This is a genomic window from Ruminococcus turbiniformis, assembly GCF_020687545.1.
GTDB classification, from domain to species: Bacteria; Bacillota; Clostridia; order Lachnospirales; family Lachnospiraceae; genus Mediterraneibacter; species Mediterraneibacter turbiniformis.
Genome location: NZ_JAJEQX010000004.1, coordinates 95,199 through 111,224 on the forward strand (window position 1 = coordinate 95,199; position 16,026 = coordinate 111,224).

27 protein-coding genes and 1 pseudogene are annotated in these 16,026 nt (G+C 44.4%); all 28 read right to left on the bottom strand.

Annotated elements, in window-relative coordinates; translation table 11 throughout:
- Nucleotides 1-23: 23 nt before the first annotated feature.
- Entirely contained in the window at nucleotides 24-1,070 is a 1,047-nt protein-coding gene (locus LKD70_RS03535) for an alcohol dehydrogenase (protein ID WP_227706671.1), read from the bottom strand.
- A 45-nt stretch (nucleotides 1,071-1,115) separates the two neighbouring features.
- Nucleotides 1,116-1,484 carry a DUF3784 domain-containing protein gene (locus LKD70_RS03540; protein WP_227706672.1) on the bottom strand — a complete coding sequence of 123 codons (369 nt, stop codon included), beginning with the start codon at nucleotides 1,482-1,484 and terminating at the stop codon, nucleotides 1,116-1,118.
- 165 nt (nucleotides 1,485-1,649) lie between these two features.
- Entirely contained in the window at nucleotides 1,650-2,321 is a 672-nt protein-coding gene (locus LKD70_RS03545; protein WP_227706673.1) for a GOLPH3/VPS74 family protein, read from the bottom strand.
- Nucleotides 2,322-2,428: 107 nt separating this feature from the next.
- A complete protein-coding gene (locus LKD70_RS03550) occupies nucleotides 2,429-3,025 on the bottom strand; it encodes a helix-turn-helix domain-containing protein (RefSeq protein ID WP_227706674.1) in 597 nt (198 codons plus the stop codon).
- A gap of 150 nt (nucleotides 3,026-3,175) precedes the next feature.
- Nucleotides 3,176-3,742, bottom strand: coding sequence for an NUDIX domain-containing protein (locus LKD70_RS03555; RefSeq protein WP_227706675.1), 567 nt, complete (start codon nucleotides 3,740-3,742; stop codon nucleotides 3,176-3,178).
- Nucleotides 3,739-4,002 (bottom strand): aminoglycoside 6-adenylyltransferase, encoded by a 264-nt coding sequence (locus tag LKD70_RS18690; protein ID WP_407690899.1) that lies wholly within the window; start codon nucleotides 4,000-4,002, stop codon nucleotides 3,739-3,741. The genes LKD70_RS03555 and LKD70_RS18690 overlap by 4 nt, the downstream gene beginning before the upstream one ends.
- Nucleotides 3,884-4,288, bottom strand: a complete 405-nt coding sequence (locus LKD70_RS18695; protein ID WP_407690900.1) for an aminoglycoside 6-adenylyltransferase — start codon at nucleotides 4,286-4,288, stop codon at nucleotides 3,884-3,886. The genes LKD70_RS18690 and LKD70_RS18695 overlap by 119 nt, the downstream gene beginning before the upstream one ends.
- Before the next feature lie 201 nt (nucleotides 4,289-4,489).
- Nucleotides 4,490-5,224 (bottom strand): class I SAM-dependent methyltransferase, encoded by a 735-nt coding sequence (locus LKD70_RS03565; RefSeq protein WP_227706676.1) that lies wholly within the window; start codon nucleotides 5,222-5,224, stop codon nucleotides 4,490-4,492.
- Nucleotides 5,225-5,389: 165 nt separating this feature from the next.
- Nucleotides 5,390-5,830: a GNAT family N-acetyltransferase gene (locus tag LKD70_RS03570; protein ID WP_227706677.1), complete on the bottom strand. Its 441-nt coding sequence runs from the start codon at nucleotides 5,828-5,830 to the stop codon at nucleotides 5,390-5,392.
- Between the two features lie 60 nt (nucleotides 5,831-5,890).
- Complete coding sequence (locus LKD70_RS03575) at nucleotides 5,891-6,430, bottom strand: GNAT family N-acetyltransferase (RefSeq protein ID WP_265104736.1); 540 nt, start codon at nucleotides 6,428-6,430, stop codon at nucleotides 5,891-5,893.
- Complete coding sequence (locus LKD70_RS03580) at nucleotides 6,427-6,822, bottom strand: phosphatidylethanolamine N-methyltransferase family protein (RefSeq protein ID WP_227706678.1); 396 nt, start codon at nucleotides 6,820-6,822, stop codon at nucleotides 6,427-6,429. The genes LKD70_RS03575 and LKD70_RS03580 overlap by 4 nt, the downstream gene beginning before the upstream one ends.
- Nucleotides 6,816-6,905, bottom strand: coding sequence for a hypothetical protein (locus tag LKD70_RS18700; RefSeq protein WP_407690894.1), 90 nt, complete (start codon nucleotides 6,903-6,905; stop codon nucleotides 6,816-6,818). Before LKD70_RS18700 ends, LKD70_RS03580 begins: the two co-directional genes overlap by 7 nt.
- A gap of 343 nt (nucleotides 6,906-7,248) precedes the next feature.
- Nucleotides 7,249-7,728 carry a hypothetical protein gene (locus LKD70_RS03590; RefSeq protein ID WP_227706679.1) on the bottom strand — a complete coding sequence of 160 codons (480 nt, stop codon included), beginning with the start codon at nucleotides 7,726-7,728 and terminating at the stop codon, nucleotides 7,249-7,251.
- Between the two features lie 150 nt (nucleotides 7,729-7,878).
- A pseudogene (locus tag LKD70_RS03595) lies at nucleotides 7,879-8,124 on the bottom strand (transposase); the annotation flags it as partial.
- Nucleotides 8,125-8,207: 83 nt separating this feature from the next.
- On the bottom strand, nucleotides 8,208-8,492 hold the full coding sequence (locus LKD70_RS03600; protein ID WP_087176953.1) for a DUF2442 domain-containing protein: 285 nt from the start codon (nucleotides 8,490-8,492) through the stop codon (nucleotides 8,208-8,210).
- A 19-nt stretch (nucleotides 8,493-8,511) separates the two neighbouring features.
- Complete coding sequence (locus tag LKD70_RS03605; protein ID WP_087156573.1) at nucleotides 8,512-8,772, bottom strand: DUF4160 domain-containing protein; 261 nt, start codon at nucleotides 8,770-8,772, stop codon at nucleotides 8,512-8,514.
- A 109-nt stretch (nucleotides 8,773-8,881) separates the two neighbouring features.
- The gene (locus LKD70_RS03610; protein WP_106788251.1) at nucleotides 8,882-9,328 is read right to left on the bottom strand and encodes a helix-turn-helix domain-containing protein; all 447 of its coding nucleotides are present in this window, start codon (nucleotides 9,326-9,328) and stop codon (nucleotides 8,882-8,884) included.
- A gap of 160 nt (nucleotides 9,329-9,488) precedes the next feature.
- The gene (locus LKD70_RS03615; protein WP_087179090.1) at nucleotides 9,489-9,821 is read right to left on the bottom strand and encodes a DUF3795 domain-containing protein; all 333 of its coding nucleotides are present in this window, start codon (nucleotides 9,819-9,821) and stop codon (nucleotides 9,489-9,491) included.
- A 94-nt stretch (nucleotides 9,822-9,915) separates the two neighbouring features.
- On the bottom strand, nucleotides 9,916-10,563 hold the full coding sequence (locus tag LKD70_RS03620) for a flavin reductase family protein (RefSeq protein WP_087179089.1): 648 nt from the start codon (nucleotides 10,561-10,563) through the stop codon (nucleotides 9,916-9,918).
- 52 nt (nucleotides 10,564-10,615) lie between these two features.
- Nucleotides 10,616-11,032 (bottom strand): pyridoxamine 5'-phosphate oxidase family protein, encoded by a 417-nt coding sequence (locus LKD70_RS03625; RefSeq protein ID WP_087179111.1) that lies wholly within the window; start codon nucleotides 11,030-11,032, stop codon nucleotides 10,616-10,618.
- Nucleotides 11,033-11,279: 247 nt separating this feature from the next.
- Nucleotides 11,280-11,405, bottom strand: coding sequence for a hypothetical protein (locus LKD70_RS18705; protein ID WP_407690895.1), 126 nt, complete (start codon nucleotides 11,403-11,405; stop codon nucleotides 11,280-11,282).
- 279 nt (nucleotides 11,406-11,684) lie between these two features.
- Nucleotides 11,685-11,828 carry a hypothetical protein gene (locus LKD70_RS03635; RefSeq protein ID WP_162611243.1) on the bottom strand — a complete coding sequence of 48 codons (144 nt, stop codon included), beginning with the start codon at nucleotides 11,826-11,828 and terminating at the stop codon, nucleotides 11,685-11,687.
- A gap of 124 nt (nucleotides 11,829-11,952) precedes the next feature.
- The gene (locus LKD70_RS03640; protein ID WP_227706680.1) at nucleotides 11,953-12,831 is read right to left on the bottom strand and encodes an SDR family oxidoreductase; all 879 of its coding nucleotides are present in this window, start codon (nucleotides 12,829-12,831) and stop codon (nucleotides 11,953-11,955) included.
- Between the two features lie 116 nt (nucleotides 12,832-12,947).
- Nucleotides 12,948-13,553: a manganese catalase family protein gene (locus LKD70_RS03645; RefSeq protein WP_191375459.1), complete on the bottom strand. Its 606-nt coding sequence runs from the start codon at nucleotides 13,551-13,553 to the stop codon at nucleotides 12,948-12,950.
- Nucleotides 13,553-14,008: a spore coat protein CotJB gene (locus LKD70_RS03650; RefSeq protein WP_227706736.1), complete on the bottom strand. Its 456-nt coding sequence runs from the start codon at nucleotides 14,006-14,008 to the stop codon at nucleotides 13,553-13,555. Before LKD70_RS03650 ends, LKD70_RS03645 begins: the two co-directional genes overlap by 1 nt.
- Before the next feature lie 131 nt (nucleotides 14,009-14,139).
- Nucleotides 14,140-14,694 (bottom strand): hypothetical protein, encoded by a 555-nt coding sequence (locus tag LKD70_RS03655; protein ID WP_227706681.1) that lies wholly within the window; start codon nucleotides 14,692-14,694, stop codon nucleotides 14,140-14,142.
- Nucleotides 14,695-14,813: 119 nt separating this feature from the next.
- On the bottom strand, nucleotides 14,814-15,473 hold the full coding sequence (locus LKD70_RS03660) for a suppressor of fused domain protein (RefSeq protein ID WP_227706682.1): 660 nt from the start codon (nucleotides 15,471-15,473) through the stop codon (nucleotides 14,814-14,816).
- Nucleotides 15,474-15,586: 113 nt separating this feature from the next.
- Entirely contained in the window at nucleotides 15,587-16,000 is a 414-nt protein-coding gene (locus LKD70_RS03665) for a hypothetical protein (protein WP_227706683.1), read from the bottom strand.
- Nucleotides 16,001-16,026 lie beyond the last annotated feature (26 nt).

Below are 16,026 nucleotides of genomic sequence, written 5' to 3' on the forward strand. Positions count from 1 at the left end.
TTTTCCACTCCGATTATTCTGTATCATCCTCTTATTTTCACTGCATATTTGATCACATGATCTTTCCTGTTTTCAAAGACGTCATACGCCTCCATAATTTCTTCCAGACTGCACCGGTGGGTGATTAGAAATTCTGTGTCAAGCTTTCCGCACGCCGTCAGGTCCATGATCTCCTGACAGAAGCTTCCGTCCACACCGCCTGTCTTAAACACAAGATTCTTCCCGTACATGTCCGGCAGGGGAATCGTCTGCGGTTCTTCGTACATGGCCACGACAACAACGACGGCATTTGGTCTGGCGATCTTCCACGCCGTCTGGAAAGTGTCCCCTCCTCCCGCGACTTCAAATACCGTATCTGCTCCTCTTCCGTCTGTCACTTTCCGGATCACTTCCTCCGGATCGTCTCTTCCCGGAACGAGTATCATGTCTGCCAGACCCTTCTCCTTTGCAAGTCTCAGTCTGTATTCATCCGTATCAATCGCAATGATCTTCGCCGGTGTGTACAGCCGCGCGCAGAGCATGGTGCAAAGGCCGGTCGGCCCGGCTCCGATTACCGCCACTGTGTCCGCAGGTTTTATCTCCCCGATTTTCGCCGCCCAGTATCCTGTTGATAGAATATCGCCGTTAAAAAGCGCCTGTTCATCCGTCACATGATCCGGTATCACGGTCAGTCCGTTGTCCGCAAACGGTATTCTCACATACTCGGCCTGTCCTCCGTCGATCCGGCACCCAAGCGCCCATCCGCCATTTTCATCTGTGCAGTTATTTACAAATCCTCTCCTGCAGAAATAACATTCCCCGCAGAAAGTCTCCACATTCACTGCCACCCGTTCTCCCGGCTTTACCTTTTTTACCGCGCTGCCCGTCTCCACGACTCTTCCAACAAACTCATGTCCCAGGATCACACCCGGCACAGCACGCGGCACCGCGCCGTGGCGGATATGAATGTCGCTGGAACAGATCGTCGTCAGCGTCACCTGTATAATTGCATCTTTCTCATCTATGATTTCCGGCCTGGGCCGCTCCTCAAGAGCTATCCTGCCGTTTCCTCTGTAAACAACTGCTTTCATGAATTTATCTCCTGCCCTTTCGGTACTTTACGCTGCCTTCCGTTTTCACTTCCGCTTTCGCGGATTCTGCGTCTGTGAAATCCGTTCTGTATTTTCCGTCTTCACTGTCTGCGCGGATTCCCGGACCGCGTAAACAAGAGCGGCCGCAAGAACAGCGACAGCCAGGAAGAGAACCAGATCCTTCTCGCATATGATAAATACTGTCAGAAGCGCAAACGCAGTCGCAACTAGGGAATAGACAACGGTCGCAAGACGGTATTCCGCTTTCAGATCCATCTTTTTCCGCTCCTCTTTCGTTGAGAACAGATATGTGTTGGAAAGGATCGGTCCTTTTCCTCTCGCAGCAAACGACACGTAGATATACAGAACAACTGACAAAACACCGGTAATCAGGGCAAAAATCATATCTGACATCTTCCTTCTCCTTTCTCTTCCTCATATACAAACAGGGCTTGAGTCCGTATGCTCAAGCCCATTATATCACAGCTTTTTTTCACTGTCACGCCAGCGTATTTTCCCTTTGTACACTCCTTTGTACACTCCTTTGTACACTGACTGTTTGCCCCTTGTATACCGGCGCTACCCAAAGATGATCATTCCCACAATCATGGCCAGCATCGTATCCACATCTTCCACATAGGTAATCATATCGTTAAGCTGCCTGTTCTGCGGGTCTTCCTTCAGTTCATTTATCCGCGCCTTAAGCGCCTCTCCTTCATATTTTGAAAAATACTTATTCAGGTTTTTCGATGCCTTCAGTATACAGAGCAGAACCACATCATGGGGCGAGAGCGCTCCGTTTCCGGTTACTGCCGCTTTCACAGTATCCGCCAGCTCATCCTTGTACTCCTTATTCGGAATATAGAGCACTTTCGGGCCAAACACGCCGCCCTTTCCTTCGCATGCCAAGTTCTCTTCGCAGAGTGATTTCCCGATCATATCGACAAGCTCTTTCTGACGGGGTCCCTCATAGTTATCCGCCATCATTTTGTCCACGGTGCGTTCCTTTTTGCTCAAATACCGGTACAGAGGCCCGATGTGATCGAGTTCCTCCGGGAGACTGCTTTCCACGGTGATCTTTTTTCCGAACTTTTTGTTAAGGTCTGCCGTGATCACATGATTCAGCAGCAGATCCATAAATGCTGCGGCTACAAGCCCCGCTGCAGAATCTTCTCTGTGCATGGGCGGCATATATCCGTTCTGATCCACCATCAGTGTATAGTATTCCTGTGCAATTGATCTTCTTTTCATTCTGTTATTCCTCCGAAACTTTTCCCTGATTCTCCGGCGCTGTCATTTTCGTTCCGGCAGGACAGCCGCGCCGGGTCTGCCCGCCGCTTAAGTCTTTCGTTTCCAGCTTACATTCCAAGCACATATAAGAAGAACAGGCTTACGAGCAGCCCGAGAGCCCCGGCTCCCACAGCGAGAAAGATTTTCTGATAGACGCGTTTTCCTTCTTCTCTCGCCTTTTCAATCTCGCTTAACGTCTTTCCTTCCGTGAAAGCTACGATCTCACGATAGCTCTGGATGTCGAATTTCTTTTTCTCCTTCTCGACGAGATACGCCATGTATCCGCCTGCCGCGACGATCCCGATCCAGATCGCGATTCCCACGCGGGAGAGAAAATGCTCCAGCGGGAACGGCGTGATGAGAATAAGAAGGAAAAACACACCGAACAGTAAGCTCAGGCGGTCAAACCTTTTCCGGTCGGCCTCGCTGACCGGTCCGGCCTTTTCAATCTCTTCTTTCATCTTTTCCACATCTCCTTTTATCAACTGGTCTAAAGAGACTTCAAATGTTTCACTGAGAAGGACGAGACTGTTGACATCGGGATAGCTTTTGTCGTTCTCCCAGTTTGAGATCGTCTGCCGCGAAACAAAGACCTGCTCCGCTAGCGCGTCCTGAGACAGCGACCTTTCATTCCGATATTTCCTGATCTGTTTTCCCAGTTCCATTGTTGTCTCCTTGCAATTCAGATTGTAGTTAAAAAAGATGTGTTTCGTCTATCAAATGGCTTTGACAGAGCCCTTTTTTCGCGGTTTTCGTGCTGTCAAAACGCTTTGACAACCGCCAAAAACCGCCAGTTTCGGAGGGTTACGGCAAGATTATACCACAGGTTTTTCGTCTCTGCCAGATGACACGATATTTTTCGTCAGAAGGATGCCGATCACGGTCTTCGCGTCGTCGATCTCCCCTGATGCGGCAAGATTTGCCGCCTCTTCCAGAGAGATCCACCTTTTCTCGATATCCGCTTCCTCATGTTCCCGTGCGAACTCCGGCACGTCTCTTAATCCTTCCGCCAGATAGAGATACGTTCTCTCGTCCGTCCATCCTGCAGAGTTGAGAAACAGGGTGAGAAATCTGACCGAGTCCGCCTCTGTATCGGTCTCCTCTCTCAGTTCACGGAGCGCTGTCTCCTCCGGCTTCTCTCCTTCCACATCCATACGCCCCGCCGGGATCTCCCACACCGGACGCCCCACCGGATGGCGGTACTGGCGGATCAGAAGAATACGCCCCTTCTCATCCATCGCCACGATTCCGACTGCATCTCCCGATACCGCGGTCTCCCGGACAAACGTCTTTCCATCACCCCGGGTCAGTTTGTCCCGGCGGATTGATGTAATTTTCCCGTGATAAACAACTTCGGATTCCAGTACTTTTGGAATGTTCATTTTAATATACCTCCTATTTTGATATATTTTTCAAATCCCTGCTCATATTCCACCGGATATGCCGTTCCGAGGCTTTCGGCATTCCGAACCGCTGTTTCACGGAACAGGCCGCAGGAGACTTTAATGGCCTTTCGGAAGTTTTCATAGCTGCTGTCCGGGAATGTCTTCAGATAGAGCTGATACGTCTCCTCCGGAAGGTACCGTCTGAAATACTTGTTCAGTTTTCCGCAGGAAACCGAATACTCTGTCTGCGCCCCGATCCGTCAGCTCAGCATCGTTTCGAGCATATGGTGTGACTGTGTGTAATAGGGCGTCATTGCAGCATCCCCGGAACTCCTCTTCCGCAGGTTTTCTGACATAGAACTCTTCATCTGTCGGCGGGGGCAGCTTAGGAAGGCATCCTGCCTTATCGATAAGCGGAAGGAACAGTTTATTTCTATTGCTTCCACTTTTCATCGTCTCCACGGTTTCGATGCCGATGTCGATCCGATTGCCGTCTTCAAAGATCAGAAGCCAGGAATAGGTTTTATCATAGTGACTGCGCAGGCCGAAACGGTCCCCATAGCCGAATCTGTCGTCCTGCTCCTGTCTGTCGAGACTGCTCTTACTTTGGAATGATAATTCCCTTTTTCATCTTTACCGGCGGTTTTGCAGGTTCCGCCTCCTGCTTTTCGCTTTCCGCCGCAGTTTACCTCTGAATTGTTTTTGTAAGATTTATAAATTATTTCGGAATTATTAAAACAGCTTCTATTCCGTCTTAACCGCAGATACAAGCAGCATCATAGGCCGTCTCATTTCATCTTTCATCCCGGGAATATCCATCATTTCCTCCGGAGGCGCAGGCTCTATGATATGCCGGAGTGTGAATCCGTTTTGCAGCAACGTATTCAGATATGTTGTAAGCGTCCTGTGGTATTTTATTACCTTTTCTCCCAGAAAGACCGCTTCCCGCATACCCTCATAATAATAGTTGTCGACAGGAAAATGGAGAATATTTCCCTCCTTGTCATAATACCAGTCCTGCGTTCCGAATGCAGTAAAGACGGGGTGCTCCACAGAGAACACAAATTGTCCGCCATTTTTCAGCCATGATGATATATTTCTCACCAATGGTTCAAAATCCTTTACATAATGAAACGCCAGAGAGCTTAACACAACATCAAATGTTTCTTCCGGGAACCGCAGATCTTCCATCGCAGCACACCGGTAGTCTATCTTTTCATCATAATTCTTTTGTTCTGCAGTCTCCAGCATCCTGCGGGATATATCGATTCCAAGAACTGAATCAGCGCCGTTCTGCACCGCATATTTACAGTGCCATCCATAACCGCACCCAAGATCCAGCACCTTTCTGCCCTTAAAATCCGGAAGGATTTTCTGTAATTCATGCCATTCTCCAGCACCTTTTAAACCCTTTCTGGATCGTTCCATTTCACTGTATTTCATAAAGAAATTTTTTTCATCGTATTTGTTTTCTTTCATAGGCTTCATTTCCCATCACTTTTTCATGCTTCAAAGGTGGAACCTTTTCCGGAGGGCTGGAGATAATCCCCTTTTTCTGCCTGTTAACCAGAATCTCTGTAAAAGAGGATTTCGGAATCTTCAGCCCGCTTCCATCCTCCAGTTTATATTCATATTTTTTATTCTTTACAGTTTTCTTTGCAGGTAAATCATATCGACAAGCTGAATCCCGCATTCAAATATAGGATGGTCATAATTGTCTGTAAAAAAATTTTTAATCCTGTGAGAACGTATAAATCCGCATTTCTCATAAAACGGAACTGTCAGAGGGCTGTCCCCTGTCCCGACCTGCAGGACAGAATACTTTCCTTTATATTTCTCAGCGAGAAATTCTATCATAAGCCTTCCGTAACCTTTTCCCTGGCATTCTGGTCTGGTGGCAATATTTTTGATTTCAAGAATGCCGTTTTTTTCATCAGTCACGACGCATTCACATTTAATTTCTCCATCCTCCAATACATACATTATACCTTTATCAATATAACGGTCTATCATATCCTCCTGTTCATCTGCCAGAAGCAGCAACTGAAGATATTGTTTTTTATTTTCTTTCACTTCTTTAAACACGGCTCACACTCCTCCGGCGTCATAAAACGGGGCGCCGATTAAATAAAGATTTTCATACTTTCAGCGGTATGCCACATACCTGTAATGGGGCATGTCTACTCCTTTATAATGTTTTGTCCATATATCCTTTTTTACCATGCCGTTTCTTACCGCCACTTTTTGGGACGCTGTATTTGTATCTCTGATAATCGAACAGACTTCTTCTGCCTTAAGTATATCAAACGCATACTCTTTACATGCCCGGGCTGCCTCGGTCGCATACCCGTTGTGCCAGTACCGGCGTTCAAAGAGATATCCCACTTCCAGCACCTCTTTTTCTTTCCATTTCTGCATAGTAAGACCGCACTGGCCGATCATTTCCCCTGTTTCTTTCAGAATAACCGCCCATAATCCAAAATCCCATTTGCGATATCTTTCAAGCTGCCGGTCAAGCCACTCATGAACTTCCGCATCGCTGAACGCACCCTCATAGGCATACATTGCTATATCATCCTGCAGTGTTCTGCACAGTGACTGATAATCCGTCTGCCGCATCTCCCGCAGATATAATCGTTCGGTTTCCAGTATAATGTCTCCTTTTTTCTGTGTTCCGCTCTTCATATAAAAGCCTCCGTTTCTGTTTTCCAATATTCTTCAAAATATATAAAATATGCTACATACATAGGATTGCGTGATAATCGATAAACTCCATTTGTATTTAAACCGGTATCATCAGGAAATGCAAAATTTACAACAGAGACAGCACATAAGCATAATCCCGCAAAATAGAATACTATTCCAAAGCATAATTGCCACGATAGTTTAAGTTTTACTGTCAGGCAGAATAAATATAGGAATAATACAGTATTTGATATTTGATAAATGTAATATGCTGCTTTCTCATTTCCTTCTGCTGGTGCGAAATGCGCCGCCCGCTGAAGCGCATCTCTCTTTTCTGTTACCTCCTTGTGGCCTTGATGTGCCATGGCTTTCCATGTCTTTTCATTTAGCACACATTATTCCTGTTCGGTTTTCTTTTAACTGCGAGCAGTTTCATATGGTCATCAAACTCCGTTGTACCGGCCGGTTCAAACATTACCCATTTCCCGTCATGATAGGTTTTTGCTTCGTCATATTGTCTGATTTCTTTCCCCCGCTATTCCATATCTGTTCCATTTCATATTTTTCATCAATAACCGAACACAGTTGTTGCCACACATCGAACAAAGATTGTCCCCAGTTCAGCCATGTCTGACTGAGACGGTATGTTTTCAGACATTATATCCCCTCTTTTCCAATCATTTTTGTCTATTATAGCATTGGATTATTTTCCTGTCACTTTCTTATACAAACGGCACCACGGCAGGCGCTTTCCGGGCTTATCGCTCAAAAAAACACCCTGCGGCTTTATGATATGCCGCAAGGTGCAATACTGTAAATTATCTTCTGTATTTTTTCTTTTGAATGTAAAGAACCGTGCCGGCCAGAGCCGATCCCGCCAACATAAAAGCAATCCAAATCAAGATTTGAACTTCATCACCAGTCTGTGGAGGCTGCTTATTATTATCGTTTCCTGAAACAGCCTTGACCGTAAACTCCGTTGTTGCTGTACCTGTATCGGAAATAACGGCCAGCGTATGCTTTCCAACGGAAAGAGTCTCCAGATAGGTTGCCTTTAATGTAACAATTGTACTGCCTTCCTTAACCTCGTAATTTACTGCATCAAGGTCTTTTCCGTCTATTTGTACTTTCAGGAAATCATCAAAGGCTGCATTTGAAGTAAAGGAAAGTACATTCTTGGTTCCTTTCTGCCATGTACTGTTTGCACCCTTGATAATTCTGGGTTTAAAGCCTTTCTCTACAGTACCGCAGACAGAACATTTGCCATCTTCATAACTATGCCCTGCCGCCGGGATCACTGTTTCGGAACGAAAATAGTCCTGTTACCTTGGATATCGGTATTCCATCAAAAGTGCATGTATACTGCCATATTCTTTTTCAGAAAGTATCCCTTCCCTATAATCAGAATATGCTTGACGGGATAATTCATCTAGTGCATCGTTCGATAATTAACTGGACTTTTTGGCCGACAATGTATCAACAATAACCTCTTCAGATACATCTATGTCATCAAGATTATATTTCCAGTGAAATATTACCGGTTCCTCGTTGATCTCATCAAAATACTTGTAGATGCGTTCTTTTAATTCTTCTTTCGTTTTAACTCGTATTCCACGAAGCATCTGCTTTGTCATTTTGCTGAAAAAACCTTCAATCATATTCAGCCATGAGCCATGTTTAGGTGTGAATACAAATCATATCCAAATGCGAAAAACCTCCTCTATTTGTGATACGGTTCTCCATAACATATCAAAGTGCGGTTTATATATTTAATATTCTATGCTATTCGTTCTTTACTTTTTTTCAACTCGTGCAAATATAAAGGATCGATATCAATGCACTCGTTTACATTCCTTCCTCCAGCCACATCCCATGCCAACGTTCCATTTAAAACCACACATTTATTCATAAAAATATGATATTCCTTTATTCGATCAAAAATATTAGGAGACAAATCTTTTTCTGCATGGCAGCATACAATTTTCCCATCATCAAAATATACATCCACAGTATAATCTTCGTATGGTATTACCTGAACCACAGTTGGAATATATTCTAACATTACAGCACCTCCTTCATATTTAAACCAAAGGATTGATTCTGTTTAACGGTTTTCCATCCTTTGCAAGTTCCCAGTTTTGCATTAATTCATCCTGATGGATTACACACCATGCCAACACAAGTTTCAGTTGCCTTGATGGCAATGCTCCCTGCAAAACACAGGCATCATTTATATCGATCAAAGCCTTTTTCCCATTATACTCCACATGAAAGTGGGGTGGATTATGGTCATCATAATACATAGTAATCCTTATCCCATAAAACAAAGCAATTTCTGGCATACATATACCTCCACCTTAACAGCTCACTTCTTTAAACTTACACACGATTAACTTTATTATAGCTTAGACATCATATTGTGTACAGATAAATTAGGATTTGTTTGTATCTTTATTGCTCCTTTTCTTGCTTTTCCAGATACTTAACAACCTCTTTGTCCCATCTAAGTTTCTTAACTCCACCAATTAAAAACATCGCAATCCCAATGCAAAGTATAACCGTTCTTCTAATTGAATCTGGAGAAATACAACACGAAATCACTAGTCCTGTACCCGCACCTGTAAAAAAATCAATAATAGATTGCTTATGTTTATAATACTTCCCGTATAATCTTTCCTTATCTATTGTTTTTACCATTTGTTTGTCCTCCTTCAATAATTTATCCAGAGAAATTTCAAACATATCACTCATAGTTACTAACGTATTCAAATCTGGATAGTTTTTTTCATTCTCCCAATTTGATACCGTCTGTCTGGTAACATGAAATAATTCGCCGAATTCCTCCTGTGACATTCCTTTTTCCTTTCGAACATTTAATATTGTTTTTCCAATACTCATCGTTTTACCTCCTAAGGATATTATCAGTGGAATGTAACAAAAAGAAAAGCAATCCATCTTTTACAGTCCGCTATTATAAACGCAAAGATTTTTTGACAAGGAAATTTTTATTAGTTTATAGCCTTCAGTCCTGCAAATTCCAAGTTGTTACTCTATGTATTTATTTTTTCAAATTTTCCAAAGCAACAGGATTATTTGAAATGATCGCCCCGACAGTCCCACAGATTTCCAACTCAGGACAGTCGCCGCAAGTGGAAACGCCTTTGCTCAAAGCGCATTTACGGATTTCACACATATGCTCGCAAAATACTGTTTTTACTCCGTCCACACGGCAGCCCACGCAGTTAATATGTTCCGGCAGAATCGGTGCGTTATTTAACTCTGCCCATAATTTCGCTGTTTTCTCCCGCAATGTCTGATCGTCATTGACAGTCGCTATGTATGCATCGCATTTTTCGCAGTCCAGCCCGCAGTACCCAATCATATCTCTCATAGATTATTTTCCTCCCAGAGCGTTTCTTATATCCGCAGCAAACCGTGCCTGCTGCTTTTATATTTGAAGTCGCCACTTTCGCACTCTCCTTATATCAGTCGTATTTCTCAATATGTACAGTAGCGATCGCCGACTGATTCGGTTCTCCGGTGACAAGATCCTGCGGAGCGGGGATCAACATCATAAATCCGTTCTTTCCATATCTTAATTCATACCCTTGTGCGTAGGCTTCCTCCACAGAGATATGCTGCACCCGCCCGATCACCATAGCCGTAATCCCCGCACCGCTTAAATCCTGTATCTCTTTCAAGGTACATTCCATCGTGAGAAATGCTTCGCTGACCGTAGGTGCATGGATAGTCTTTGCATTGGAAACCGTAAAGCCTCCTGCCGAGAATTCGTCATCGTCCATTTCGTTGTAATGAATGGTGCTTACCAGCTTATCATAGGAACTTACAGGAAGGAAGTTGATGCAAAAGCATTTTTCCCTTTGGATATTGGCATAGGTGTGGGTATGCTGATACAAGTTGCCCAACACGGCGAAGAAAGCATTCTTATCCCCGTGGAAGCAGCTCCACGAATGAAAGCAGACATTCGGCTTTCCGTTTTCCTTCCAGGTCGTGACGGCAAACAAAACAGTGGGTATTCCCGCCGTCACTTCAAAATGGGAAAACAAGTCAAATTCCTCCGGATATGCCGGTTTGAAATACCTTGGTAAATCTTTTCCGATTTCGATCTTCATAGTGCACCTCCCGATTCAGTATGAACAAAGCATAGCGACTCAAAGCTGCAGACTAAAACTCATACCTTATTCCATGTGAAAGTAACAGACCATCAGTTAATTCTACACATAAAATCACAGTATTCTCATCCTCAAAATCGTTATGCCCATTGTCGATCCACTCAGAAAATACATTTTTCAATTTCCCGGCGATCCGACAATTTTCCTCTTTCCCGAAATATCCCAAATTGATACCCTTCCCATGTGCCGTAAACCATTCGCCAGCTATTGCAACAGCAGGGTTGTTTTCTATATGCTTCATTTTATTTGAAAGTGCATATGTAATAATATAAAATGCGCCATCCTCGTAATAAGCGTTTACATAGCGCACAGAAGGCACCTCATTTTCTACTGTCGCCAATGCAATAATGGTATCTTTTCCAAATCTTTCCGCCATTATTTTTTCAGCGTCTTCACTTAGTTTTTTCACAGGCTCGTCCTCCTTGCCCTGCCGACACCAGACTGTCAGGCTATTTTGGTATACATCAGGCATCTTTATCCCTAAAATATTCTCTTAATGCATCTTTTACTGCCCATTTCACAATATAATATAACCCTAATATTCCTGCAAAAACTGCTATTACTATAAGCGCTATCCATTCCATATCTTTTATCCCCCATTTCTATTCCCAAGTCCTCTGCTCTTCTTTTATCTTTTGATATCTTCAAGATAGAATTTACCGCACTCCTGTCAGGATAAAGTTCATCAGCTGATCCACATCATCAAAATCATCATAATCTCCGTTTAAGCCCTCTCTATGATACACAACTCCGTTTTTCTCATTTCTCTCTAAGCAGTCCAAAAGCTTTTCTTCCCCATACTTTTTTGCAAATAAGGTAAATGTGTATGGTTTAATTTTGCTCAATAATCCTTGCCTGCAATTTTCTTCACATTTATAACAATGTGTCAGTCCTTTTGCTGTCGAACATTTTTTATTCTCACAGAAATCATTATCCGGACAGCCGTTTGAGCCACATCCATCGCAGTCAGCCTTTTCTGTGCATAGACAGCACGCAAGACCACATCTGGCAATGCCTAATTCTCGTCTCATAGGATACCTCCAATCTCTCCAAGTTCTTGATCACAAGCGAAAAAATAAATAAGAATCCCCATGCCAACAAGAAGCATCTCCATCCCCGCTGAAGAAAGTAAAGGCAAGTATATTTCCGGCAATGATAAGTACAATTCCAAAAAAGAGCTGTCTTTTAAACGTCAGTTTTTCCATGCACACCGCCTCCTAAGATATCCGAAATTATCAGATTCTTTTTATCTATTGTAACTTAGATGGAATATTGTGTACAGTTAATTTTACATTTCATTTTACTCCATTTTGTCATGTGATCTTTCTCTCAACTCCCAGTGATCGTCCCGCCGTTCACATGGATCACCTGCCCGGTCACATAAGACGAATCTCCTGACGCAAGATATACATATGCCGGAGCCAGTTCGCATGGCTGGCCTGCACGGCGCATCGGCACGTCCTGACCGAACCTTGCCACCTTTTCCGCCGAAAAGGATGCCGGGATGAGCGGAGTCCAGATCGGTCCCGGAGCGACTGCGTTGACCCGGATATTCTTTTCCGCAAGCGACTTGGACAGCGCCCGGGTGAAGGATACGATCGCTCCTTTTGTCGCCGAATAGTCCAGAAGATCCGTTTCCCCCTGATAGGCGGTGACGGATGCCGTATTGATGATACTCTCGCACCCGACGCCGTGGTCCAGCACTGCTTTTACAAAATAGAACATTGAAAATACGTTCACTTCAAATGTCGTATAGAGCTGCTCTTCCGAAATATCCTGGATCCTCTGCTGCGGGAACTGTACGCCGGCATTATTGACAAGGATATTGATCTTCCCAAACTTCGACGCTGTCTCATGTACGATCTGCCTGCACACGCATTCCTGCCTGACGTCCCCGTGAAGGAGCAGACATTTTCCGCCCATATTTTCTATATACTGCTTTGTCATTTCCGCATCGCTTCGCTCGTTCAGATAAGCAATGGCGACATCTGCCCCCTCTTTGACAAAAGCGACCGCTGCCGCCCTGCCGATCCCGCTGTCCCCGCCTGTGATCAGGGCAGTCTTGCCTCTGAGCTTCCCGCTCCCCCGGTAACACGGATCGTCAAATACCGGGAGCGGCTCCATCCATGATTCGATGCCCGGCTGACAGTCCTGATGCTGCGCCGGAAAACGCTTCGGAAAATATTTCTGGTCTATACATTGTTTCATATTTTTAATTTCCTGTATCACTCTTCTCTCACTTATACATTATTCAGAACGGCAAAAGGCGTGCCGGAAATCCATCCGGTCCGCCTTTTGTACATTCCTTGTTTACGTTATATGATTTACAGCATCTCCTTGTCAAATTCAGGATTAAAGTAATAATAATTTTTTTCATCCATCTTTTCTTTCGTCCGCTCCAGAGCCTCTCCGAATCTCTGGAAATGCACGATCTCTCTTGCCCTCAGGAACTTAAGGGGTTCCCGTATTTCCGGGTCCGGTATCATCCGCAGAAGATTATCATATACCGTACGCGCCTTCTGTTCCGCCGCCAGATCTTCCGTCAGGTCGGTCACAGCGTCTCCTTTTGACTGAAATTCCATCGCGGAAAACGGCAGGGCGGACGCCGCCTGCGGCCAGATCCCGGACGTATGGTCAATATAATAAGCGTCAAAGCCTGCTGCCTTCGCTTCCTCGACCGTCAGATTTTTTGTCAGCTGGTATACCATGGCGCAGATGATCTCCATGTGCGCCAGCTCCTCCGTACCGATATCGGTCAGAAGTCCGCCTACGGATTTAAGGGGCATGGTATAGCGCTGGGAAAGATACCGCATGGAAGCGGACAATTCCCCGTCCGGCCCGCCATATTGGCTGATGATAAGCTGCGCTGTCTTCGGACAGGTTTTTGTGATCCTCACAGGGTACTGAAGCCTTTTTTCATAGATCCACATCAGCAGCACACCCCTTCCCACGGAGCCGCGCCTTTCTGCCAGCAGTAGCAGGATGAGGAAGGCTCCTTTTCATATATTTCCGCCATACAGTCCGGAGTCAGAGGATAAAACTGCTCCGCAAATTCGGACAGCGTCTGCTTTCTCTGTCTCACAACATCCCTGAACACAGCCAGGGCGTCCTGATCTTCGGGATGCGTATCCAGATACAGCCTCAGGTCATCCATCATAAAACTGACCTTTTGGACTTCCAGCATTTTATCGCGGCATTTTATTTCTTCCGGGCTCTTCAGGGAATCCTCCAGAGAAGACAGAGCCCCCGGAATCTGATCAGCTGCAAAAAACGGAAGATCCAGATCTTTAAAAATAGTTCCTGTTTTCAGCGCCGCATCCTGATCGTACAGCTCTCCCCAGTTCTGGACCGGGACAGATGCGACGGCTAAATGAGCATTCTGCATTTGCACAAAAAACAACTCCCTTCTGAAACATGATCGGTTTCCTGATTATTATCTGCCAAACCAATCTGAATGTTCCGAGGGAGTTTTTTCAAATTAGCAGCCGAACACGATGAGCTGACGTCAGGATGAGATCAGAGAATCTCTGTTATTTCCTGTATCAACGCTGGGGAATCCTGCATACTGTAGCATCTGTCGTTTACAGATATGTCCCCTGTATCCGAGACGATTACAGTGTTGACAAGCTCATTGTCCCTATATATGTAAATACAGATCAGCCATTCTCCAAGATCTGATAAAGAACCGTCAGAGAATAAAGTTCCCGGCGTCCTGCGATAGATATACTGCTGTAGAGAATCAATGATGCGCCGGGTCTGATCTTCTGACAGGTCATTATAGCTCTCTGTATCAATCTCTGGTTCACCGTTTTCGACATATATATGCTGCCGGCTGATCGAAAGTTCTGACGTTGGATCAGCGAGATCAGCCAAATGCAACGGCTGAAAATAAATTACCAAAATCAGGATCATTAATCCCAGCGCCGAAAGCAGCCTGCACAGAAAAAGATATAAAGAGGAAGGTGCTTCTTTTTGGAAAGACTTATATTTCCATGAGTCGATATACCACAGAATCCGGGGATTTATCACATTAACGAGCAGGACGGCTGCTATAATGATGTACAAAATCATACTCTCTCTCCTCCCTTAGTTTTCATATTTTTGCATTTCATGATCTTTTGTCTGTAATACCTGACAGCTCATTTCAAAATCTTCACTTTACAGCGCCTCAGCATATATTTTATATCTTTTTACAGATAAGACTTTTTTCTCTTCATATCTGTGATCAACTCCGGATTTTCCTTTTTCATGTTCTCGATCAGGATTGGAAGATTGTCGAAGTCTTCCCGTATCTTGTTCAGCTCTGTTTCCGTTATTCCCACAAACTGGATGAATTCCACTTTTCCATGGACAGTGTCCAGCGTCTGCGCGGAAGTATCATTCACCGCGATAAGCGCTGTGATCAGAGAATCTGTTCCGATATGAAGCGGCGTTCCATTTCCCGGTACACACGCTCCGGCTTCAAAGAATCTTTCAGTCGTATAGGTATACCGGGCAAGATTGGACAACATGTCCAACGCCCAGAGGCAGTCCTCGGCTCTGTCTTCCTTCAGCTTTATGGTCATCTCATAACCCCACCGGCTGTACTCGCCTCCGAAAGCATCTTCGTCGGTATAAAGCTCACTCATCCCAAATGTAACAATGTGCTGATAGCCTTTTCCCGAATCATAGATCGAATAGCCGTCAAGATAATTATCTCCGCCAAATATGGCTCTTGCATGGATCTCAGTGCCATAATGAGACGGTTCTCTGCCTGGGTACAGCCGGTTAAATTCCTCTTCGACCGCATCCCAGCCGGGAGCCCAGTCATCTTCTGAATTCATTCTTGCCACATATTCCTCTCGTGTCATTTATATGATCTCCTTGTATATACTTTTTTGAATCACTTATTATGAGATAGCTCTCCATAACATATCCAGGTGCGGGTATGAATTCAATTTTGAAACAAGGGCGAAGCAGCCGTTCAGCTTGAATATTTTTCTTCAAGCTCTTTCAAATAATCAAAGCACAGGTCGCCGTCACAACGATAGAAAAACGGGTCTTTGCGAATTGTATTGGAACTATTTATAATGAAGCTCTCAATTTCCTTTCCATTTTCATCAAAGAAACTTATACGAAAACTATAACCCATATATCCTATGGAGAGCGTATCTTTCTGCATTTTGGTGCTTTGTATATTTTCTGCAACATAACGTATTTCATCTCTATCGCTAAAGTCAAAACTTTCGCCTGTATTGCCATCAAAAACAGATATAGATTTTATATCGGACGGGTTAACTTTACTCAAAAAAGTAGTTGGCATAAAATACCATATGGTCAAAGCAGCTATTAAAACAAATACTATCGCAATTATTAAGCGGATCTTTTTATTTTTCACAGCAATCTTCCCTTGTAAAATTCCAA